Source organism: Paracoccus sp. (in: a-proteobacteria), assembly GCF_030538695.1.
In the GTDB taxonomy this organism is placed as follows: Bacteria; Pseudomonadota; Alphaproteobacteria; order Rhodobacterales; family Rhodobacteraceae; genus Paracoccus.
The window spans coordinates 19,023-41,181 of sequence record NZ_JAUNTN010000009.1; the positions used below are offsets into that span (position 1 = coordinate 19,023).

A 22,159-nucleotide genomic window follows, 5' to 3' on the forward strand; every position below is an offset into this window, starting at 1 on the left:
TCTGCCACCAACAGGGTGCTTCGAATCGCACCCTGTCATAGATTGATTAAGATAAGGTTATCACAGCAGCGCGATCAGAACAGCCCGTCTTTATGTCACGCCACCGCCTCGGCACGATTCAGCGCACAATGCGACCACAGCACATCCATCGCCTTGACCAGCGCGTCGATCTCTTTGGGATCATGCACCGGCGAAGGGGTGAAGCGCAGACGCTCGGTCCCGCGCGGCACGGTCGGGAAGTTGATCGGCTGAACATAGATACCAAATTCGTCCAGCAGCATATCGGACAGCATCTTGCAATGCACCGGATTGCCAACGTGGACCGGAACGATATGGGTGCCGTGGTCGATGATCGGCATACCCAAGCCCTTCAGGCGCATTTTCAGGATTTTTGCATTCGATTGCTGACCATCACGCAGCGCCTGCCCGGCTTCGGTTTTCAGGTAAGCAATCGAAGCTGCCGCACCGGCCGCCACCGCCGGCGGGATCGAGGTCGTAAAGATGAACCCCGGCGCATAAGAGCGAATTGCGTCCATCATCTTGGCGGTGCCAGCGATGTAACCGCCGAATACACCGAACGCCTTGCCCAGCGTGCCGTTGAAAATGTCGATGCGATGGGCAATGCCCTGCATCTCGGCCACACCACCCCCACGAGGGCCATACATGCCAACGGCATGGACCTCATCCAGATAGGTCAGGGCGTTGAATTCGTCCGCAAGATCACAAATCTCGGCAATCGGGCCGAAATCGCCATCCATCGAATAGATCGACTCAAAGGCGATCAGCTTGGGCGCCGCAGGATCATCCGCCGCCAGCAATTCACGCAGATGCGCCACATCATTGTGGCGGAAGATGCGCTTTTCGCCGTCGAAACGCTTGATCCCCTCGATCATCGAGGCATGATTCAGCGCGTCGGAATAGATAATCAGCCCCGGAAACAGCTTGCGCAGCGTCGAGAGCGTCGCGTCATTGGCGTTATAGGCGCTGGAGAACACCAGCGCGGCCTCTTTCCCGTGCAGGTCGGCCAGTTCGGCCTCCAGGCGTTTGTGATAAACCGTAGTGCCGGAAATATTGCGCGTTCCACCCGAACCCGCGCCGGTCGCGTCCAGCGCCTCATGCATGGCGTTCAGCACCACCGGATGCTGGCCCATGCCAAGATAGTCATTACCGCACCAGATGGTGATGTCTTTTTCCGAACCATCCTCGCGCGTCCAGACGGCATGGGGGAACTGGCCCTTGCGCCGCTCGATGTCGATAAACACGCGGTAGCGGCCTTCTTCGTGCAGACGGCCAATGGCGGTATCCAGAGCGGCTTCGTAATTCATCTTGGCGTTCCCTTGCCTGTTTCGCTGGGGGCGGTCATTGTGACCGGCACAAACTCTTGTGGACCGATCCTTCGCGCCCAGCCTTGATAAGCATCAAATCTGGAAAAAGACAGACGAAAATGCAGGTTGTGACGTGGGAAACCCCCGCAAGAAACCCAATAAAAACCATCAGAATAAGGTGAGCCATGCCCCGGACTGAACAGCTTGATGCGGTGCTTTCCGCACTGGACAAAGGACTTCCCGCCGCGCTGGAGCGGTTACAGGATTTCCTGCGCATCCCCTCGATCTCGACCGATCCGGCGCATCGGGCAGATTGTCGCAGGGCGGCGAAATGGCTGGTGGATGAGCTGACCGGCCTTGGTTTCACCGCCAGCCTGCGCGACACGCCGGGGCATCCGATGGTCGTTGCCCATAGCCAGCCCAGCGAAGGGCGACGACTGCTGTTCTATGGTCATTATGACGTGCAGCCGGTCGATCCGCTGCATCTCTGGGATAACCCGCCGTTCGAGCCGCATATTCAGGATACACCTGACGGAAAGGTGATCCGCGCCCGTGGTGCCGCCGATGACAAGGGCCAGTTGATGACCTTTGTCGAAACCTTCCGGGCATGGAAAGAGGTCCACGGCACCCTGCCCGCCAATCTGGTGCTGCTGTTCGAGGGCGAGGAGGAATCCGGTTCGCCCAGCCTGATCCCGTTCCTGACCGAAAACGCGGATGAGTTGCGCGCCGATCTGGCGATGATCTGCGATACCGGCATGTATGCCGACGGCCGCCCGGCAATCACCACCATGCTGCGGGGACTGGTCGGGCAAGAGGTGGTGATCCGCGCCGCCGACCGCGACCTTCATTCGGGCAGCTTCGGCGGGCTGGCGGCGAATCCGGTCCAGATCCTGTGCAATGCGCTGGCGGCACTGAAAGACGACAGCGGCCGCATCACCCTGCCCGGCTTTTATGATGGCGTGCGGGAGCTGACCCCGGAACTGGCCGCCGACTGGGACAAGCTGGGCTTTGACGCCAGCGCTTTCCTGTCCAAAGTCGGGTTGAGCCAGCCGATTGGTGAAACCGGACGCACTGGCCTTGAAATGGTCTGGTCGCAACCGACCTGTGAAATCAACGGCATCGCGGGCGGCTATGCGGGCGAAGGGTTCAAGACCGTCCTGCCCGCCGAAGCCCGCGCCAAGGTCAGCTTCCGCCTGACCGGCACCCAGAATCCGCAGGCCATCCGCGCCGCGTTTCAGGACCATATCCGCCGCTTCACCCCCGCCGACTGCCGGATCGAGTTCCACGACCACGGCACCAGCCCGGCCAGCGTGATGGACACCTCAAACCCCGCCTTTGCTGCCGCGAAACAGGCGCTCTCGCAGGAATGGGGACAAGAGGCCGCCTTTATCGGTGCGGGCGGTTCGATCCCCATTGCGGGGGATTTCAAGTCGATCCTTGGCATGGATTCCATGCTGATCGGCTTTGGCCGCGACGACGACCGGATTCATTCCCCGAACGAGAAATACAACGTCGAAAGCTTCGCCAAAGGCGCACGCAGTTGGGCGCGGATTCTGGCGGCACTGGAGTAAGGGGGCTGCCGCCCCCGTCCTTGCGGACTCCCCCGCGGATATTTGAGGACAAAAGATGTGCCTTCTGTTCTTGAATATTCCGGGGGGCGCCGGGGCTGAAATCACCCAAGGGGGCCACATCTTGCGACAAAGCCCTATCTTTTGTCTGTAAATATCCTGGGGGAATCGCCGCAGGCGATGGGGGCAAAGCCCCCCCTCCACCTCTGAACCACGAGGCCAGCCATGTCATTTCCCCGCGCCCCTGCCCGCCTGCCCGATGAGTTCGCGGCACGGATCGGCCATTGCATCGCCAGTTTCGGCTTTCTGGAGGAGGCGCTGAAACGCTGTATCTACGCGCTGGCCGCGCAGCGGCTGGGCGAAAACCCCGGCGAGGCGGCGCTGCGGCGTTGGCTGACACGGATGGATGATATTGCCGACGATTCGCTGGGGACGCTGATCGACGCCTTTTCAGCCGAACTGCACCGCCACCCTCATGCTGACGACGACCCGATGCTGATTGCCGCGCTGCGGGCGCTGAAGGACGATCGCAACCTGTTATGCCATGCTTCATGGAAACTGGATGAGGGCGCGTTCTGGCGGCCGGATTTCATCAACACCCGTGGCCATCAGTTTCAGGGACAGGTCAGCCCCGCCGATCTGGATGACATCCTCGAACAAAGCCTTGCCCTGTCGCGGCAGGTGGTGGACATCATGCGGCGCACCGGGATCGAAGGCCAATGGCAAGGAATGGACGACAATGCGCCTGATGCCTGATAGGCTGACGCCTGATTATCCGCCGGTCTGGCTGGCCGGCTTTGCGCTTCTGGCCTATGTCGGGGGCAAGATTTTTCCGGTTCACAACCCTTTGATGGCATTGGGCGGTTGGGGGCTGATCCTGTCCGGCGCACTGATGATGCTGATTGCCGCGGCCCAAATGCTGGCGGCGCGCAGCACGCTGGACCCGCACGGCCAGCCCCGCACTCTGCTGACCAGCGGGCTTTACGCCATGTCGCGCAACCCGATCTATCTGGCCGATCTGTTGCTGCTGGCCGGGGCCTGCCTGCTGTTGGGCGCGGTTTGGGCCTTGCCTCTGGTATTGGTCCTGATGGCTGTGCTGACACGACGCTTTATCCTGCCCGAAGAACAGCGCCTTGCCCGACTGTTTCCAAGAGACTGGCCAGCCTATCGCCAGCAGACAAGGCGCTGGCTTTAGCCCTTGTCCCTGCCGCGCGTCTCGGGCTAACAGCGTGGGAAAGCTGCAAAATGAGGCCCCCATGTCTGCCCAAACCCAAGCCACCCCGTCAAATGCGCCGCTGCGCCTTGGGATTGCGGGGCTTGGCACCGTTGGCATTGGTGTGGTCAAGATCATTCAGCGCCATGTCGATCTGCTGTCGGCCCGCGCCGGACGCGCGGTTTCGATCAGCGCGGTTTCAGCCCGTGACCAGATGAAGAACCGCGATGCCGACCTGTCGCATTACGACTGGGTTGCCGACCCGCGCCAGCTTGCCGCCCGCGATGACGTGGATCTGTTCGTCGAGCTGATCGGCGGCGATGAAGGCATCGCGCGTGAAGCCGTGGAAACCGCACTGCGCTCGGGCAAGGATGTGGTCACGGCCAACAAGGCCCTGCTGGCCGTTCACGGGCAGGAACTGGCCGAGCTGGCAGAATCGCTGGGCCGCACCATCCGGTTCGAAGCTGCCGTGGCCGGTGGCATCCCGGTCATCAAGGCCATGACGGAATCGCTGGCTGGCAATGATATCCGTCGTGTCATGGGGGTGATGAACGGCACCTGCAACTATATCCTGACCCGGATGGAATCCGCTGGTCTGCCCTATGCCGAAGTCTTCGAGGAGGCCCGCCAGCTTGGCTATCTGGAGGCCGACCCGACGCTGGACGTGGGCGGCATCGACGCCAGTCACAAGCTGGCGATTCTGGCCTCGATCGCCTTTGGCACCCGTGTCAGCTTCCCCTCGGTCGAGATCGAGGGAATCGAACGGGTCAGCATCGACGACATCCGCCAGGCCGGGGAACTGGGTTATCGCATCAAGCTGCTGGGTGTGGCGCAAATGACCGGGCGCGGGCTGGAACAGCGCATGTCGCCTTGCCTTGTGCCTGCCGACAGCCCCATCGGGCAGTTGCAGGGCGGCACCAATATGGTGGTGATCGAGGGCGACAGCGTGGGCCAGCTGGTCCTGCGCGGCGCGGGTGCGGGCGAAGGCCCGACCGCCAGCGCGGTCATGTCCGACATCATCGACATTGCCCGCAACGTCCGCCTGCCGGTCTTTGGTCAGCCGGCAACCGCGCTGGCAACCCCGGTCGCGGCCCGCACGGCCGTGCCTGCCCCTTACTACATCCGCATGGAGCTGCTGGATAAACCCGGTGCCTTGGCCAAGGTGGCAACGGTGCTTGGCGATGCCGGGATTTCCATTGACCAGATGCGCCAGTATGACAGCGATACCGGACAGGCACCGGTGCTGATCGTCACCCATTCCACCACGCCCGAAGCCATCGACCACGCCATCGCCGCCCTGCCCGGCACTGGCGTTCTCGTGGGCGAGCCGGTGGAACTGCGGATCGAGGAACTCTGAGCTACGGGCTTGAGTGCCAACCCCGATTGCGTCAGCATGGCGCAAAGGGGGATCACTCATGGCCGGATACTGGACCACACCCGTCGATATTTACTGCGAGCGGCTGGACCCGTCCTTCTGGTCCGAGCCGGTTAATGCGATCACGAATGCATCCTTTATCGCCGCTGCTCTCTGGGGCGCTTATGAGGCCCGCCGCCGGGCCGAGCTGAACCCGCTGGTCTGGCTGCTGGTGGTGCTGGCCGGGGGGATCGGGGTCGGGTCATTCCTGTTCCATACCTATGCGCAGGTCTGGTCGGCCTTTGCCGATACGGTGCCAATCTGGTCTTTTGTGGCACTGTATTGCTTTGTCGCGCTGAACCGGCTGGGCGGCGTGCGCCCCGGTCTGGTCGCGCTGCTGGCACTGGTTCTGGCGAGCGGGCTGACGGTGCTGTTCCTGACCGGCGACGGCGATGCCGGACAAGCAGCACCACGCGGGCCGGACCCGTTGAACGGCTCGGGTCAATATGCGCCTGCGGTGCTGGCCTTTGCGGTGTTTTCGCTGATCGCATGGTGGCGACAGCATCCGCTGCGGCATTGGGTCTGGGGCGCGGGGCTGGTGTTTCTGGTCTCGCTGACGGCGCGGACCTTTGACCTACACGCCTGTGCGGCGCTGCCGATGGGGCTGCATTGGATATGGCACCTGCTGAACGGGCTGGTGATTGCGCTGGTGCTGCAAATCCTGATCCGCGCACCGCGCAGCTAAGTCCGCTCAGCCGTTCGACAAATGCCGCAGCCCATGGGTTACATCGGCCCGGACCGCCAGCCGCAGGCCGGGTTCGTCCCCGGCCTTCAGCGCGGCAATGATGATGCGATGATGGCGCGGCGGTTCCTGCCGTTTGACACGCCCATAAAGCGCACGCATCGTCGGCCCCAATTGCAGCCAAACGGTTTCCACCATCGCCAGCATCGCAGGTGCCTGCGCCCGCAGGTAAAGCGTGCGGTGAAATTCGAGATTGCTGCGGATATAGCCACCCGCATCATGGTGGCGGACCGCATCGGCAATGCCGTCATTGATTGCTGCCAGCCGGTCGATCAGCGCGAAATGCGCACGCGGCAGGGCGCGGGCGGCCAATTCGGGTTCCAGCAGCGCCCGCATGGCGGCCAGTTCCTCGATCCGCTCATCCGACAGCGCCGGGGCGGTAACACGTCCCGAGGCCGACAGGCTGAGCGCCCCCTCTGCCACCAACCGCCGAACGGCCTCCCGCGCGGGGGTCATCGACAGCCCCGATTCGGCAGCAATCCCGCGCAGGGTCAGGGATTGCGCCGGGGCCAGATCACCGACCAGAATCCGGCTGCGAAGGCTGCGATACAGGCGCTCATGCGCGGCGGGTTCCGAGGGACGGCGTAGGGTCATAGCCCGCTTGTGATCACAAAATCCGCGCCCGTCAATCGCGGAATTGCCAGCGCAGCAGGTCAGAGCCATGCGCCCGCAGCCAGGCCCGATGCGGCGCATGGCCCGGCATCAGCGATTCGCAGGTGGCCCAAAAGGCCGGCGAATGGTCCATATGCGCCAGATGCGCGACCTCATGCGCGGCGACATATTCCAGCACCACAGGCGGCGCCATTGCCAGCCGCCATGAAAACATCAGCCGCCCGTCATGGGTGCAACTGCCCCAGCGCGACCGCGTATCCCGCAGGCTGATCGCCGTAATCTGGCGGCCAAGCGCAGCCGCAAAGCGATCGCAGGCCGGGCGCAGCGCCTCATGCGCGCGATGACGCAACCAGCCCTGCACCGTCGCCCCGATGGCGCGGTTTTCCGGCACCAGCAACGCTTCATCCTGAAGCGTCACCACCCGCACTGGCGCAGGCGTCACCACCACCCCTTGCCCGGCCACCGGCAGCACGACCCCTGCCCCGACCCGCACCGGGCCGGGTAACGCCGCTGCGGTGCGGTCCAGCCAGCTCGCCTTGCTGTGCAAAAACGCCTGCGCCTCAGCCAGCGCCATACGCGGCGGCAAGGACAGCGTGACGGCCCCGGTGCTGCGCGCCACCCGCAACACAATCCGCCGCGCCCGCGCATGTCGCCGGATCTGCACCCGATGCTGCCCGATGATGATTTCCTGCTGGTTCATTGCCGCGCCTGTCGGAATTGCCTTGAAAGCCCGCGCACCATATGGCAGGGCAACTCGGATTTACCTAATGGTGGCGGAAGGAGATTGCCATGCCCAAAGAGGAATGGGGAACGAAGCGCCTGTGCCCGCATTGCGCCACGCGCTTTTATGACCTGCAAAAAGACCCGATGACCTGCCCGGCCTGTGGCAACACCTTCACGCTGGAAAGCCTGATGCAAGGCCGGTCGCGGTCGCTGATTTCGGACAAGAGCGCACGCGGCGGAGATGACCAGACCGACGTTCTGGATGACGACGATCTGGACGATGACGACACCGGCGGCGATCTGGACGACGATCTGCTGGATGATGACGATGACAACGACGATGTTTCGCTGGACGACATCGCCGATGTCGCAGGCGATGACGAGGAGTGATATGTTCGCGCGCCTGAACACATATGCCCCGGTGATGCGCAGCGTGCTGCGGATCATGGCGGCGCTGATTTTTATGGCTCATGGCACGCAAAAGCTGCTGGGGTTTCCCGCCAGTGACTTTCACCCGGCCGCGTTTTCGCTGCCGTGGATCGCGGGCGTGCTGGAACTTGTCGGCGGTGCGCTGCTGGTGATCGGCCTGTTCACCCGCCCGGTGGCCTTTGTACTGTCGGGGCTGATGGCCTGCGCCTATTTCATCGCCCATGCGCCGCAGAGCTTCTTCCCGGCACTAAACGGCGGCGATGCGGCAATCCTGTTCTGCTTTGTGTTCCTGTATCTGGTCTTTGCCGGTCCCGGCCCGATCAGCCTGGACGCGGCACAAGGCCGGGATCGCTGAAAAATCAGCAAAAACAACATGAAACGGGGCCTGCATGGCCCCGTTTTTATTTTTCCGCAGAAAATGTCATTTTCATAAAACTTTCCGCTTGCGCCCCCCCGCGCCAGCCCCTATACGACCCCCCACGCGGGCGGCAAGATACGCAGCCCGGACCTCCGGTGGGGCCATAGCTCAGTTGGTAGAGCGCTTGAATGGCATTCAAGAGGTCAGGGGTTCGACTCCCCTTGGCTCCACCAATTATCTTTTACAAACGCCTGTCATACTTGCTGAACAATGCAGCACAGCAGGTTTCCGCTTGTGCTTCCCTGCGGTAAATATTGACAGACAGAGGGCAACTCCAAGACGATGCCGCAGGAAACATACTGCGGAGGCGTCTATGAAAATCCTGCTTGTCAATCCGAATGCAACAAAAACCATGACGGATAAAATCGCCGCCAGTGCCCGGCGGGTTGCCGGGCCGGGGGTCGAGATTGTTGCACGCACCGGCGAAGGCTCGCCCGTCAGCATCGAAGGACATTTTGATGAAGCCATGTCGGTGCCGGCGCTGCTTCGTCACGTCAGAGACGCCGAGCGGGATGGCGTTGCCGGTATCGTCGTTGCCTGCTTTGACGATCCCGGCATCGGCGCCTGCCGCGAACTTGCCAGCGGCCCGGTCATCGGTATTGCCGAAGCCGCAATGAAGGCGGCCACCATGCTGGCAACCAGTTTTTCGGTTATTACCACCCTGCCCCGCTCGGTCCCGGTGATCGAGGAACTCACCCGCCGCTACGGTGTGGCACATCAATGCCGCAAGGTCCGCTCAGCCAGTATTCCGGTTCTTGCACTTGAGGAAGAAGGCTCGGGTGCCAAGGAAAAGGTCCGCGACGAAATCCTGCGCGCCATTCAGGAAGATAATTGCGAAGCTATCGTTTTAGGCTGCGCGGGCATGGCTGATCTGACGGACTGGCTGAGTCAGGAAACCGGCATACCTGTAATTGATGGGGTTACAGTCGCAGTCAAATTCGTTGAGGGCCTTGCGGCAACCGGCCTGAAAACCAGCAAAATATGCGCCTATGCCCAACCGAATAAAAAATAATGACGACGCAGGATAACCAATAGGGGGACAGAATGTCACAAACACACAATGCGGCCAACACACACGCACATGCCGCCGATCACAAAAAGCTGGGCGAAGAAAGCCTTGCTCCGCAACAAGAACGGATCATGGGGGGCTGGTCATATCTCTTTGCCTGGCTGGGGGGATGCGTGTCGATCGGAACGTTCACGGTTGGCTCTGGTCTGGCAGGAACGCTTAATCTTCTTCAAGTTTTTCTGGCTATTGCCATAGGCTGCACCGTCATCGGAATCGCGCTGGCCATCAACGGGGCCGCAGGTCATAAATACGGCATCCCATTCATGGTTCAGGCGCGCTCATCATTCGGCTTTACCGGGACCAGATTGCCTGCACTGGTACGATCCGTGCCCGCAATCGTCTGGTTCGGTTTTCAAAGCTGGATTGGTGCTGGCGCATTAAATCTGGTATCCGTGACCCTGTTCGGATTTGACAGCATCATATTCTGGTTCATCGCCTTTCAATTCCTACAGATCGGCCTGTCTGTTCTTGGCTTCAGCGGCATCAAATGGCTGGAAAATATCGGATCGGTTTTCATCATTGGTGCACTGATCTATATGTTCTTCAGTGTCACAAATAAATACGGAGATGCAATCTCTGCCAACTTATTACAGGCTGAAGGTACATGGGGCGCACCTTTCTGGGGCGCGACAATGCTGTTTCTGGGGGTTTACAGCACAATGATGCTGAATGTCTCGGATTACTCACGAGAATTGCGCAAGAATGTTTCACCGTTGCGGCAGGTCGTTATTTATGCAAACTCTATCCTGCCCGCGACCCTGTTCATGGGGCTGATTGGCCTGATGGTCTCCAGCGCGACAGGTGAGGTTGACCCGATCAAAGTCTTTTCAAGCGCCGTAGATAACAAGCCCCTACTGATCATCACACTGCTGTTCATTGTTTTTGCACAGGTTACAACGAACGTTCTGAACAATGTCATCCCCCCGGCCTATGCACTGATGGATGTATTCAAGATCAATTTCAAAACGGCAGCGGTTCTTGTTGGCCTGCTTGCCTTTGGCACCTTTCCGTGGGAATTGGTCAAGGATGAATCTGCGGCAGGGCTGACCCTGTTCATTCAAACCTATTCAGCATTCCTTGGGCCGATTTTTGCTGTTCTGGTTGTCGATTATTATATTCTGCGCAAGCGGAATCTGAACATTGACCTGCTTTATGCCGAAACCGGCCCCTATGCAGGAATCAACTGGGCAGCAATCATTGCAACAGCAGCAGGGGTCTTTGTTGCCCTGCTGATGCCCGGAATATCATGGTATGCAAGTCTGATACCGGCAGGTCTGACGTATTACATCCTGATGAAAACCCTGCCTTCATCGCGTCGCTTTTTGGAAAACTGACGCCTTCGCAACAAAAACAGCCTCAGGTGATTTAATCTCACCTGAGGCATATTCAAATCCACCCTATGCCCTGAGCGTCGCGCCACCGTCCACATAAAGATCGGCCATCGTCACATGCCCCGCCTGATCGGACAAAAGAAACATCGCCGCCTGCGCGATGTCCTGCGGGCTGGCGAGCTTGCCAAGCGGGATCCCGGCGCGGAAACTGGCGGCGTCGCCTGCGATTACCGCCGCCCGGCCCGCATCCGGGTCTGACCACATGCCGGTCTGCATCGGCGTCAGCGTGGACCCCGGCGCGATCAGGTTGCAGCGGATGCCGTGAGGGGCGAGCTCCAACCCCGCGCAGCGGGTCAGCATCGCAGCCGCCGCCTTGGACGCGCCATAGGCCCCAATGCCAAGGCGCGGCACCCCGCCCGCGTTCGACCCGACAACCACGATCGCGCCCCGACGCTGCGGCACCATCACCTGCCCCAAGGCTGCCAGCATGTTCAGCGTCCCGCCCGCGTTGATGTCGATCAGCCGCTGCCATTCGTCGGGCGTCATCTCCAGCAGCGGCGTGGTGGCCAGCACGCCCGCCGCATGAACCGCCAGCGTGACCGGACCGTGCCGCGCCCCGGCCTCGGCCAGCAGGGTATCGGCGCGGGAGCGGTCGCGCACATCCAACGCCCGCCATGCAACCCGGTCGCTGTTCGCCTCGGTCACAGCCTGATCCGTCGCCATCACCCGCGCGCCCGCATCCGTCAGCGCTTGCACCACGGCGCGGCCGATCCCGCCCGCTGCCCCGGTGACAAAGGCGCTGGCACCATCAAACCCCGTCAGCTTCATGCCAGCACCCCCAGCAGATCCGCGTGGCTGACCGGCACGCCGCAGGTGGCCGCGACCCAGGTCATCGCCATATCGTGCTTGTCGCGGCTGAAATCGGCCTGTGCGTCGAAAATCGCAAAGGGCTGAATGTCGCGCTGAAATGCCTCGGCCGCGGTGGCAAGGCAGCCGATATGCGCATAAACCCCGGCAATCGCCAGTTGATCGCGCCCGCGCGCCCGCATCAGATCGGCCAGATTGGACCGCTGGAACGCGCTGTAGCGGTGTTTCACCAGCACGATATCGCCCGGCTGCGGGGTCAACGCGGCGATGATCTCCTGATGTTCGGGAATGGCCCGCATCCCCGGCCCCCACAGATCGGCCTGAAGCCCCCGGTCGGGGCGGAACTGGTCGCCCTGCTGCGCGGTATAGAACACCGGCACACCCGCGCGCCGCGCCGCATCCGCCAGCGCGGCGATGTTGCCGACAACCGCCGGCAAGGGCGCGGGCTGATCGCCATAGGCCGCACAGAAATACCATTGCATGTCATGGATCAGCAGCGCCAGACGATGCGCTTCGGGCCGCCAGGGCGCGCGGGCCGTGGGCGCCGCGTCGGGCAGGTCATAGGCGGGGATCACAGGCAGGGCCATGGGTCAGTCTTCCTTCAATGCAGCGTCAGCAGGCAGGCCAAGCACCTGCAACATGGCGCCGAACTTAGCGCCGGTTTCGGCGGTTTCGCCCACCGGATCGGACCCCGGCACGATGCCCGCGCCGGCATAAAGCCGCGCCTGCGTCCCGCAAATATCGGCGCAGCGGATCGCGACATACCACGCGCCATCGCCTTGCCGGTCCAGATCGCACCAGCCGACCGCGCCTGCGTAAAAGCCGCGCTCCACCGGCTCCAGTTGCCCGATCAGCGCCGCCGCCCGGTCACACGGCACCCCGCAAACCGCTGGCGTCGGATGCAGCACCGACGCCAGCAGGACCGAGGGCATATCCGCATCGCGCAAGGCCCCCGTGATCCGGGTGCCAAGGTGCCACATGCTGCGGGTCGAGGCGATCGTCGTGCCTTCGGGGCAGGCAAGATCGCGGCAATAGGGCGTCAGCGTGTCGAGGATATATTCCACGACAATCGCATGTTCGCGCCGGTCCTTGTCGGATCCCGCCAGCCCGTCGCGCGCCGCCCGGTCCGCGCCCGCATCCGCCGGCCGCCGCGCCGACCCCGCCAGCGGGTGCGAGGTGATCTGCCCCCCCGCCTTGCTGACCAGCAATTCCGGGCTTGCCCCGATCAGCGCCCGTTGCGTTCCGGGCAGCGCCACGCGGAACGCCGTCACCGTCGCATCCTGCGCCAGCCGCCCGAAAATCGCGTCCTGCGGCAAGGGCCGATCCGCCACCACCGCCAGCGTCCGCGCCAGAACCACCTTGCGCAGATCATCCCCAAGTTCATCCAGCGCCTGCGCGACAGACGCCGCATAGACCTGCGGCGCGGGTTCGGCCTGAACGGCACGGACATGCAGATCGGGCAAGACGGGCGCAGCAACGGTCGAGCCACGCTCGGCCCGCCAAAGATAATCCTGCCCCTGCCGGTCAAACGGCAGCGCCCCGCCGATCAGCCCCGAGACCCCGGCCAGACGCGCCGCCAGATCGGCCCCGATGCCACGCGCCAGCAACCGCCCATGCTGACCCGATATCTGACCAGCAGGGCCGGAAAAGGAAAAACATCTGCTTTCAGGACAATTCTCGCCGTCCATACAACCTTCCTCGCCAGAAAACCGGCAGAGCATCAGAGAAATCATTCGTGAGGTTGCAGGCACAAAGGCCATAAGCTGCCGCCGTCTGTATCCCGGCAGCCGGGCGGCGAGTCAACCGCCGATTCGCCCCGACAGATCCTCGCCCCGGCAATACGGCAAACGGTTCAAATGAACAGGTGGCAGCCCTGCCCCGTCTGCAACCTGCGGGCAGCTTATGCACAACCGCCTTTGCATCTCAGCAGCGCCTCGGCCCTCAAGCGATCCGGGACGCGCCAAAAGCTGATGCCCGCGATTTACCCCAAGCGATAGTTCGGGCTTTCCCGCGTGATCTGAACATCGTGGACGTGGCTTTCTTTCAAGCCTGCGCCAGTAATGCGGACGAATTGGCAGCCCTGACGCATATCGGCAATGGTGGCGTTGCCGGTATAGCCCATGGCGGCGCGCAACCCGCCGACAAGCTGGTGAATGACCGTTCCGGCGGGGCCTTTATAGGGCACCTGCCCCTCGATCCCCTCTGGCACCAGCTTGTCGCTGGCCGCGTCTTTCTGGAAATAGCGGTCGGCACTGCCCCGCGCCATCGCGCCAAGGCTGCCCATGCCACGATAGGATTTGAAGCTGCGGCCCTGATACAGAATCACCTCACCGGGGCTTTCATCGGTCCCGGCGATGGCGCTGCCAACCATGGCACAGGCGGCACCCGCCGCAATGGCCTTGGCGAAATCGCCCGAATATTTGATGCCGCCATCTGCAATCACCGGCACCTCACCCGCGCCTGAAACCGCGTCAATGATCGCCGTCAATTGCGGCACGCCGACGCCTGCCACGATGCGCGTGGTGCAGATCGACCCCGGCCCGATCCCGACCTTGACCGCATCAGCCCCGGAATCGACCAGCGCCCGCGCCCCTTCGGCGGTGGCGATATTGCCGACGCAAAGCTGCGCCCGATCCCCGATTGCAGCCTTCAGCCGCGCCGCAGCGCGGGCCACGCCCTCGGAATGGCCATGCGCGGTGTCGATCACCACCATATCCACGCCAGCCTCAACCAACGCGAGGCTGCGCTCGAACCCTTCATCCCCGACGGTCGAGGCCGCCGCCACCCGCAGCCGCCCCAGATCATCCTTGCAGGCCAAGGGGTTCAGCACCGATTTTTCGGTATCTTTCAGCGTCAGCAGGCCGGTCAACTGGCCCTGCGCATCTGTCACCAGCAGCTTTTCGATGCGCCGGGCTTTCATCAGGCTGATCGCTTGTTCACGGTCGGCAGGCTCACGCAGGATCGCCAGATTTTCGGCTGTCATCATCGCCTTGACCGGGGTGCGGTCGTCGCTGGCGAAACGCATGTCGCGGTTGGTGACGATGCCGACCACGCGGTTTTGCTCGTCCACGACCGGAAATCCAGTGACGTTGTAACGCTCTTGCAGGGCCTTGGCATCGGCCAGCGTCTGATCGGCGCGCAGGGTGATCGGGTTATAGACGATCCCCGATTCGAATCGCTTGACGCGGCGGACTTCATCGGCCTGCTGCTCGGTGGTCAGGTTGCGGTGAATTACCCCCATGCCGCCCGCTTGCGCCATAGCGATAGCCATGCGGCTTTCGGTGACGGTATCCATCGCGCTGGACAAAAGCGGGATGTTCAGCCGGATCGAGCGCGTGACCCATGTGGTCACATCCGCCGTCGAGGGCATCACCGAGGATGCGCCGGGAACCAGAAGAACATCGTCGAAGGTCAGAGCCTCACGAATCTGCATGGGGGGAACTCCGTATGCGTGGATCGTTTGGCAGTTCCCCTTTTCACGGGTTGCAGGCTTTGTCCAGAGCTGTCACGCAATCGCGGCATTGCTGCGGGTGGCAAGCTGGCCATTCGCCCATGTTTTCCAGATCTGGAAAAACACCGGCAGAATCACCAGCGTGGCCGCGATCAGCAGCACCCCGGCCAGCAGACGTTGCGTTTCACCACCCTGCGCGGCCAGCCCGCCCCAAAACAACGCCACGGCCGCCAGCGGAAAGGTAAACGCGCCCCAGAGCGCCGAAAAGCCCCCCGCCACCAACCAGCGCAACCCGGCCAGCGCGACCAGCACCCCGGCCAGCGCCAGCCAGCCTGCCAAGGCCGCGCCGGGATAACCCAGCCGCAATGCAACGCCGCCCAGCACCGCAACCGGCGCAAGGTGGATCATCAGCAGCGGGCGCAGCGGCGGCGGCACGGTTTCGGTCCGCAATTGCAGGGCGCTGACAATCCAGATCAGCAACGCAGTCAAAAGGCTTGGCCAGAACAGCGCCACCGCCAACCCCTGCCAGCCGAAATCCTGCGCCACCCGCGCCGCGACGATGAACCCGACAAAGGACAGGTGCCAGACCGGCGTCACCCGCCGCCGCTCAGCCGGGCCGGTCAGCATCACCCGGATCAGAACCACCAGAAAGCCGACATGCGCCGCCAGCCCCGCCAGCAACAGCGCCCGTGCCAGCCCCGGTGCGTAGGGGGCCAGCAGCGCAGCGGCCAGATAGATGCACAGGACCGAGGCCGCGACCCCGGCGCGCCCCGGCAGAATCTCCAGCTCCTCGGTCAGCACCGAGGGGCGACGGACCAGCTTGGCCGCATAGGAAAACGCCGCCGCGAACAAGGCCAGCGCCATGCCTGCGCCGAACTCGGCCAGTGCCGGGGGCAGCGCGAAATTGGCCAACCCTTCGCGCCAGGCCAGCGCCAGCGCCATCAGCCCCAGAAGCGGCGGAAAAATCGCGGGCGGCACACGGCGGAAGCGTCCAGCGGGCGCGGTGCGGGGGGCTTTGAAACGTGGCAGGGGCTGGCGCATGGTCTGGCCTTTTCTATTGCATCGCCTGAATATGACAAACCACGCGGCAACAGACCAGCCGTTGCAAACACGTCACGCCAAGGCGACAACCGCGACAGAACGCCACGTCACGACGTTCTGTTCATTGATTCTTAATCCGAAGCGACTAACGCTTGGGGCAATCTCGTTCAAACGGGAGTTAGGGAGGGAACCATGAACACCACACAAAAATCGCTTTGCACCGCAGCACTGCTGCTGACCACCGCCGCCCCGGCACTGGCCGGGGGCCTCAGCCGCTCGGATCAGTCCATCGGGATTCTGTTCGAGAAATCGGCCAATTATGTCGAGCTGTCCTATGGCAAGGTCATGCCGGATGTGACCGGCAATGCGCAAACCGGGCCGATCAGCAATGTGGCAGCCGATCATACCCTGCCGGGGTTGGCCTATAAAACCGATGTGAACGACAAGGTTTCGTTGGCCTTCACCTATGACAACGCCTATGGCGCAGACATTGCCTATGACGGCAATCCGGCGGCCACCGTGCTTGGCGGCACCCAGGCCGAGGTGAACTCTCAGGGGTTTACCTTTCTTGGCCGTTACAAGTTTGATGACAACTGGTCGATGCACGGTGGCTTTCGCGCCAGTAAGGCCGATGCTTCGGTAACGCTGGCCGGTTTGGGCTATGGTCAGCTTTCCGGCTACAATGCCACGCTGGATTCCGACTGGGGCTTTGGCTATCTGATCGGCGGTGCCTATGAACGCCCCGAGATAGCGCTGCGCGTCGCGCTGACCTATCAGTCCAAAACCACGCATGAGTTCCCCACCGTGGAACGCATGGGCACCAATGTCATGGCCGCTGGCGACACCAAAGTCACCACGCCCGAGGCCGTGACGCTGGATTTCCAGACCGGCGTTGCCGCCGATACGCTGGTGTTCGGCAGCCTGCGCTGGGAACACTGGACCCAGATGAAAACCCAGCCGACCTTCTTCAACGCCGCGACCAGCGGCAGCAACCTGACCGACCTGTCGAACTCGACCACACTGACCTTGGGTGTTGGCCGCAAGTTCACCGAAAACTGGTCGGGCAGCGTTTTTGCAACCTATGAAAAATCCGGCGGCGGGGATGAGGTTTCGCCCCTTGCCCCCACCAACGGCTATAAGGGTATCGGCGTCGCCGCGATCTATACGCAGGACAACATCAAGGTCACGGCCGGCCTGCGCTACATGAAACTGGGCAATGCCTGGGCCACGACCGCACAGCCGGTCGCCGAAATGCGCGGTAACGACGCTTGGGCGGCAGGGCTGAAGGTCGGTTACAGCTTCTGACCTGACCACTTCTGACCCAACCACTTGAAAGGCCCCCTGAAACGGGGGCCTTTTTTCTGCCCGCCGCAGGGATTACATCGGGGCAACCGAAACCCCGGAGGGCGCATGATCTATCGCAGCGGCAAGGACTGGCAGGCGGCAAGCCAAAAGCGCGTGCTGTTATTCGGCATGTCGGGCCTTGGGAAAACCTATCTGTCGAACATGCTGCGCGGCACCGGCGACTGGTTCCATTACAGCGTCGATTACCGCATCGGCACCCGCTATATGGGCGAGCTGATTGCGGATGAGTTCAAGCGCCACGCGATGCAGGTGCCGTTGCTGCGGGAACTTCTGCTGTCCGATTCCGTCTATATCGCCAGCAATATCACCTTTGACAACCTCGCGCCGCTGTCCACCTATCTGGGCAAGCCCGGTTCCGAGACGCGCGGCGGGCTGGCCTATGACGAATATGTCCAGCGCCAGAACCAGCATCGCGCGGCGGAAATTGCGGCGCTGCTGGATACGCCGCATTTCATCCACCGCGCCCGCGACATTTACCGCATCCCGCATTTCGTCTGCGATTCGGGCGGCTCGATCTGCGAGGTGGTGGACCCCGAAGCCAACGACGATCCGGTGCTGACCCGATTGGAGCGCGAATTGCTGATGGTCTGGATCAAGGGCAGCGACGAACACACCGCCGAGCTGATCCGCCGTTTCGACCGCGCCCCCAAGCCAATGTATTACCAGCCGCAATTTCTGGAAAAAGCATGGGTCGCCTATCGGGTCGAGCGGGGCCTGCGTGAAGATCAGGTGGACCCGGACGATTTCATCCGATGGACCTATTCCCGCGCGCTGGCGCATCGCCAGCCGCGCTACGCCGCCATGGCCCGGCGCGGCGTAACCGTCACCGCGAATGAGGTCGCGCAGGTCAGGACACCTGCCGATTTCACCGATCTGATTGCCGCCGCTATTGACCGAAAGACCGACTGATGCCGATTACGCTGCCCGAAGACCTGCCCGCCTTTGACATCCTGTCGCAAGAAGGGGTGATGGTCATGTCGCCGGGGCGTGCGGCGACTCAGGACATCCGTCCGCTGCGCATCGGCCTGCTGAACCTGATGCCCAAGAAGATCCAGACGGAAAACCAGTTCGCCCGGCTGATTGGCGCCACCCCCTTGCAGATCGACTTTCACCTGATCCGCATGTCCGATCACGAAAGCCGCAACACCGCCGCTGACCATCTGGCCAGCTTTTACCGCACCTTTGCCGAGGTTCAGGCCAGCGGCGAACGCTTTGACGGGCTGATTATCACCGGCGCCCCGGTCGAAACCCTGCCCTATCAGGATGTGACCTATTGGGACGAATTGCGCCGGGTGTTCGACTGGACGCAAAGCCATGTCCATTCGACCTTTGGCGTCTGCTGGGGCGGCATGGCCATGGCCAGCCATTTCCACGGCGTCGGCAAGCACCTGCTGACGGATAAGGCATTCGGCTGCTTCCGGCATCAGAACCTTGCACCGGCCAGCCCGTTTTTGCGCGGTTTTTCCGATGATGTGCTGGTTCCTGTCAGCCGCTGGACTGAAATGCGCCAGGACGAACTGGACGCTGCCGGGCTGAAAACCCTGCTGGCCAGCGATGAGGTCGGCCCCTGTCTGGTGCAGGACGCGGACCACCGGGCGCTGTATATCTATAACCATCTGGAATATGACAGCGGCACCTTGAAAGAGGAATATGACCGCGACGTGGCGGCGGGCAAACCGATTGCCTTGCCGCGGAACTATTACCCGGATGATGACCCGACCCGCCCGCCAAGCAACCGCTGGCGCAGCCATGCACATCTGCTTTACGGCAATTGGGTGAATGAGATTTACCAGACCACGCCCTTTGATCTGAACAATATCGGGAACCGGACATGAGCAAAGCCCCAACCATGCCGCTGGTCGGCAAGATCACAGAATATCTGGAAAAGCAGGCCCCGAAAGAGATCCGCAAAGTGATCAAGACCGCGGGCAAGGATGATATTCTGGACCCTGCCTTTCCCTATGACGCGGAAATGTCCGGTAAGGACTATAACGCCCACATGGACCGGCTTCAGCGCGAGTTGGTCAAGATGATGTACGACGTGATCCACAGCGGCAAGCGCGTGGCGGTGCTGTTCGAGGGCCGCGACGCCGCCGGCAAGGGTGGCACGATCGAACGCGTGCGCGAGAACCTGAACCCGCGTTCCGCCTATATCGCCGCGCTGCCCAAACCGACGGAACGCGAAGCCTCGCAATGGTATTTCCAGCGTTACACCGACTGGCTGCCCGCCAGCGGCGAAATCGCCCTGTTCGACCGCAGTTGGTATAACCGGAGCGTGGTGGAAAAAGTCTTTGGCTTTGCCACCGACGACCAGCGCGAGCATTTCTTCCGCCAGCTTCCGAAATACGAGGAATTGCTGGTTAATGATGGTGTAACGCTGGTCAAGCTGTGGCTGAACGTGGGCCGCGCCGAACAGCTTCGCCGCTTTCTGGACCGCGAGAAAGACCCGCTGAAGCAATGGAAACTGTCCAGCATCGACGTGGACGGGCTGGCGAAATGGGACGATTACACCGCTGCCATCCGCGAAACCCTGTCGCTGTCGCATACGCCGGTTGCGCCTTGGGTGGTGATCCGCTCGGACGACAAGAAACGGGCGCGGATCGCGGCCATTCAAACCATCCTGAACGCGGTTGATTACGCGGGCAAGGACGCAGACGCCATCGGCACCGTCGATCCGCTGATCGCGGGCGGGCCGGAAATGCTGCTGCGATGATCCGGGCGCTGGTTCTTGCAGTGCTGCTGCCCCTGCCCGCGCTTGCGCAGCAGGGCCTGCCCGACTGGCTGCACACCAGCATCAACGACTTTGCGGGCCTGCTGAGCGAGGACACAACGCGGATTCTGGATCAGGCACTGATCGCGCTGCATGATGACACCGGCGTGGAAGGCACCGTGGTGACATTGGACAGCCGCGCGGGTTATGGCGACGCAACGCTGGAGGATTTCGCAACGCGGTTGTTCAATCATTGGGGCGTGGGCGACCGCGACCGCAACGATGGATTCATGGTGCTGATCCTGCGCGACGACCGCGAGACCCGGATCGAGCTTGGTGCAGGCTATCCTACCCGCGCCGATCAGGTGGCGGCACAGATCATCAGCCGCGACATGCTGCCCGCCTTTCGTCAGGGCCGCATGTCTGACGGAATACAGGCCGGAACGCTGGCGGTGATTGACCAGATCGCCCGCCCACAGGCCGAGGGCCGCACCCCGACTGCGGCCCGGCGCTGGCAGGACTGGCTGCCGATTGGCATTTTCGGCACGTTTTTCGCAGCCTTTGCCCTGCATCTTGGCCGCAATGCCCTGCGCCGGCACGGGCGGTGCGCCTGTCCGCAATGCGGCAGCCGCAAGCTGCAACGACATGATGATTACGCCACCCAAACCCTGCCCGGCGGCAGCCCGACACGGATGGTCCAGACCCGCCACACCTGCCCCGATTGCGGCTGGCACGATCAAGGCACTATGATTCCAGTGCCGGTCTCGGGGTTCAGCCGCTCGGAAGGTCCGCGCTCAAGCGGCGGACGCTCGGGCGGCTTCGGCGGCGGACATTCGGGCGGCGGCGGGGCCTCGGGCCGCTGGTAAGGCTTGCCCCATCCCGGCGCGGCGGTTAATCTAACAACCGTTCAATTCAGATCGGGAGGGGGTCTCATGGAACTTCAGGGCAGCCGCGCCATCATCACCGGCGGCGCATCAGGTCTTGGCGCGGCCACGGCAGCACATTTCGCACAGCGCGGTGCACAGGTGACGATTCTGGACATGGCCGAAACCGGCGCGGAATACGCCGCCAGCATTGGTGCGGGTTTTCAGCGCACCGATGTCACCGACGAAACCAGCGTGGCAGCAGCCATTGCGGCAGCGGTCGAAACCATGGGCGGCATCGACATCTGCGTGAACTGCGCCGGCATCGCAACCGGCGAAAAGACCATTGGCCGCGACGGGCCACATGATCTGGCCCGCTTTCGCCGCACCATCGAGATCAACCTGATCGGCACATTCAACGTGCTGCGTCTTGCCGCCGCCGAGATGGCCCAAAACGGCCGCCCGGAAAATGGCGTTATCGTGAACACGGCCAGCATCGCGGCCTTTGACGGTCAGGCCGGGCAAGCCGCCTATGCCGCATCCAAGGCCGCCATCGCAGGCATGACCCTGCCCATCGCCCGCGATCTGGCCCGGCAGGGCATCCGCATCATGGCGATTGCGCCGGGGATTTTCGGCACCCCGATGCTGCGCGGCCTGCCGCAAGAGGTGCAGGACGGGCTGGCCGCCGAAGTCACCTTCCCCAAGCGCCTTGGCGATCCCGACGAATATGCCCGCACCGCCGCCTTTATCGTCGAAAGCGGCTATCTGAACGGCGAAACCATCCGTCTGGACGGCGCGCTGCGGATGCGCTGAAAAAATCCGGGCGGGTGCATTTTTCCTCTTGCGCCCGTCCGCGTCCCGGCCTACATCCCCCGAACCGAAACGGAGTGCGGGCGTAGCTCAGGGGTAGAGCATAACCTTGCCAAGGTTAGGGTCGTGAGTTCGAATCTCATCGCCCGCTCCATCGGTTCAGCCGTCATAACAGCGTCACGCAAGCCGCGCATAAAGCCGCCATCAG

Annotated in this window: 23 protein-coding genes and 2 tRNA genes; 17 read left to right on the forward strand and 8 right to left on the reverse strand. The window is 62.5% G+C overall.

What is annotated here, in order from left to right:
* Positions 1-95: 95 nt before the first annotated feature.
* Complete coding sequence (hemA, locus tag Q4G24_RS06205; protein ID WP_303365644.1) at positions 96-1,325, reverse strand: 5-aminolevulinate synthase; 1,230 nt, start codon at positions 1,323-1,325, stop codon at positions 96-98.
* 185 nt (positions 1,326-1,510) lie between these two features.
* On the opposite strand from hemA, the gene Q4G24_RS06210 reads away from it, so the two are divergent.
* The 5 genes from Q4G24_RS06210 (at position 1,511) to Q4G24_RS06230 (ending at position 6,205) form a co-directional block, all read left to right on the forward strand.
* Positions 1,511-2,896, forward strand: coding sequence for a dipeptidase (locus Q4G24_RS06210; protein WP_303365645.1), 1,386 nt, complete (start codon positions 1,511-1,513; stop codon positions 2,894-2,896).
* Positions 2,897-3,118: 222 nt separating this feature from the next.
* On the forward strand, positions 3,119-3,649 hold the full coding sequence (locus Q4G24_RS06215; RefSeq protein WP_303365646.1) for a hypothetical protein: 531 nt from the start codon (positions 3,119-3,121) through the stop codon (positions 3,647-3,649).
* Positions 3,642-4,088 carry an isoprenylcysteine carboxylmethyltransferase family protein gene (locus tag Q4G24_RS06220; protein ID WP_303365647.1) on the forward strand — a complete coding sequence of 149 codons (447 nt, stop codon included), beginning with the start codon at positions 3,642-3,644 and terminating at the stop codon, positions 4,086-4,088. Before Q4G24_RS06215 ends, Q4G24_RS06220 begins: the two co-directional genes overlap by 8 nt.
* Positions 4,089-4,149: 61 nt before the next feature.
* Entirely contained in the window at positions 4,150-5,463 is a 1,314-nt protein-coding gene (locus Q4G24_RS06225) for a homoserine dehydrogenase (protein ID WP_303365648.1), read from the forward strand.
* A 58-nt stretch (positions 5,464-5,521) separates the two neighbouring features.
* Entirely contained in the window at positions 5,522-6,205 is a 684-nt protein-coding gene (locus tag Q4G24_RS06230; protein WP_303365649.1) for a hypothetical protein, read from the forward strand.
* Between the two features lie 6 nt (positions 6,206-6,211).
* Here Q4G24_RS06230 and Q4G24_RS06235 read toward each other — a convergent pair whose 3' ends face one another.
* Together Q4G24_RS06235 and Q4G24_RS06240 are read right to left on the reverse strand one after the other, a co-directional pair.
* Entirely contained in the window at positions 6,212-6,856 is a 645-nt protein-coding gene (locus Q4G24_RS06235) for a GntR family transcriptional regulator (protein WP_303365650.1), read from the reverse strand.
* A gap of 31 nt (positions 6,857-6,887) precedes the next feature.
* Positions 6,888-7,574, reverse strand: a complete 687-nt coding sequence (locus Q4G24_RS06240) for a M48 family metallopeptidase (RefSeq protein WP_303365651.1) — start codon at positions 7,572-7,574, stop codon at positions 6,888-6,890.
* An 89-nt stretch (positions 7,575-7,663) separates the two neighbouring features.
* On the opposite strand from Q4G24_RS06240, the gene Q4G24_RS06245 reads away from it, so the two are divergent.
* The 5 genes from Q4G24_RS06245 to Q4G24_RS06265 all read left to right on the forward strand — a co-directional run bounded on the left by Q4G24_RS06245 (position 7,664) and on the right by Q4G24_RS06265 (position 10,847).
* On the forward strand, positions 7,664-7,987 hold the full coding sequence (locus Q4G24_RS06245; RefSeq protein WP_303365652.1) for a TIGR02300 family protein: 324 nt from the start codon (positions 7,664-7,666) through the stop codon (positions 7,985-7,987).
* 1 nt (position 7,988) lies between these two features.
* Positions 7,989-8,381, forward strand: coding sequence for a DoxX family protein (locus Q4G24_RS06250; protein ID WP_303365653.1), 393 nt, complete (start codon positions 7,989-7,991; stop codon positions 8,379-8,381).
* A gap of 160 nt (positions 8,382-8,541) precedes the next feature.
* Positions 8,542-8,617 (forward strand) — tRNA-Ala (locus Q4G24_RS06255).
* Positions 8,618-8,676: 59 nt separating this feature from the next.
* Positions 8,677-9,456 carry an aspartate/glutamate racemase family protein gene (locus tag Q4G24_RS06260; protein ID WP_303365654.1) on the forward strand — a complete coding sequence of 260 codons (780 nt, stop codon included), beginning with the start codon at positions 8,677-8,679 and terminating at the stop codon, positions 9,454-9,456.
* Positions 9,457-9,488: 32 nt separating this feature from the next.
* Positions 9,489-10,847: an NCS1 family transporter gene (locus Q4G24_RS06265; RefSeq protein WP_303365655.1), complete on the forward strand. Its 1,359-nt coding sequence runs from the start codon at positions 9,489-9,491 to the stop codon at positions 10,845-10,847.
* A 63-nt stretch (positions 10,848-10,910) separates the two neighbouring features.
* On the opposite strand, the gene Q4G24_RS06270 is transcribed toward Q4G24_RS06265, so the two are convergent.
* From Q4G24_RS06270 to Q4G24_RS06290, 5 genes are all read right to left on the reverse strand, one after another.
* On the reverse strand, positions 10,911-11,672 hold the full coding sequence (locus tag Q4G24_RS06270; protein ID WP_303365656.1) for an SDR family oxidoreductase: 762 nt from the start codon (positions 11,670-11,672) through the stop codon (positions 10,911-10,913).
* The gene (locus tag Q4G24_RS06275; protein ID WP_303365657.1) at positions 11,669-12,298 is read right to left on the reverse strand and encodes an isochorismatase family protein; all 630 of its coding nucleotides are present in this window, start codon (positions 12,296-12,298) and stop codon (positions 11,669-11,671) included. Before Q4G24_RS06275 ends, Q4G24_RS06270 begins: the two co-directional genes overlap by 4 nt.
* Before the next feature lie 3 nt (positions 12,299-12,301).
* A complete protein-coding gene (locus tag Q4G24_RS06280; protein ID WP_303365658.1) occupies positions 12,302-13,432 on the reverse strand; it encodes an isochorismate synthase MenF in 1,131 nt (376 codons plus the stop codon).
* 260 nt (positions 13,433-13,692) lie between these two features.
* Positions 13,693-15,144, reverse strand: a complete 1,452-nt coding sequence (guaB, locus tag Q4G24_RS06285; RefSeq protein WP_303365659.1) for an IMP dehydrogenase — start codon at positions 15,142-15,144, stop codon at positions 13,693-13,695.
* Between the two features lie 72 nt (positions 15,145-15,216).
* Positions 15,217-16,203 (reverse strand): tellurium resistance protein, encoded by a 987-nt coding sequence (locus Q4G24_RS06290; RefSeq protein WP_303365660.1) that lies wholly within the window; start codon positions 16,201-16,203, stop codon positions 15,217-15,219.
* 192 nt (positions 16,204-16,395) lie between these two features.
* Here Q4G24_RS06290 and Q4G24_RS06295 point away from each other — a divergent pair, with 192 nt between their 5' ends.
* From Q4G24_RS06295 to Q4G24_RS06325, 7 genes are all read left to right on the forward strand, one after another.
* Entirely contained in the window at positions 16,396-17,508 is a 1,113-nt protein-coding gene (locus tag Q4G24_RS06295) for an OmpP1/FadL family transporter (RefSeq protein ID WP_303365661.1), read from the forward strand.
* A gap of 105 nt (positions 17,509-17,613) precedes the next feature.
* Positions 17,614-18,477, forward strand: coding sequence for an ATPase (locus tag Q4G24_RS06300; RefSeq protein WP_303365662.1), 864 nt, complete (start codon positions 17,614-17,616; stop codon positions 18,475-18,477).
* Positions 18,477-19,403 (forward strand): homoserine O-succinyltransferase, encoded by a 927-nt coding sequence (gene metA, locus Q4G24_RS06305; protein WP_303365663.1) that lies wholly within the window; start codon positions 18,477-18,479, stop codon positions 19,401-19,403. Before Q4G24_RS06300 ends, metA begins: the two co-directional genes overlap by 1 nt.
* A complete protein-coding gene (gene ppk2 / locus Q4G24_RS06310) occupies positions 19,400-20,281 on the forward strand; it encodes a polyphosphate kinase 2 (protein ID WP_303365664.1) in 882 nt (293 codons plus the stop codon). Before metA ends, ppk2 begins: the two co-directional genes overlap by 4 nt.
* Positions 20,278-21,144, forward strand: a complete 867-nt coding sequence (locus tag Q4G24_RS06315; RefSeq protein ID WP_303365665.1) for a YgcG family protein — start codon at positions 20,278-20,280, stop codon at positions 21,142-21,144. The genes ppk2 and Q4G24_RS06315 overlap by 4 nt, the downstream gene beginning before the upstream one ends.
* A gap of 66 nt (positions 21,145-21,210) precedes the next feature.
* Entirely contained in the window at positions 21,211-21,954 is a 744-nt protein-coding gene (locus Q4G24_RS06320) for an SDR family oxidoreductase (RefSeq protein WP_303365666.1), read from the forward strand.
* A gap of 76 nt (positions 21,955-22,030) precedes the next feature.
* Positions 22,031-22,105, forward strand: a tRNA-Gly gene (locus tag Q4G24_RS06325).
* Positions 22,106-22,159: the final 54 nt, after the last annotated feature.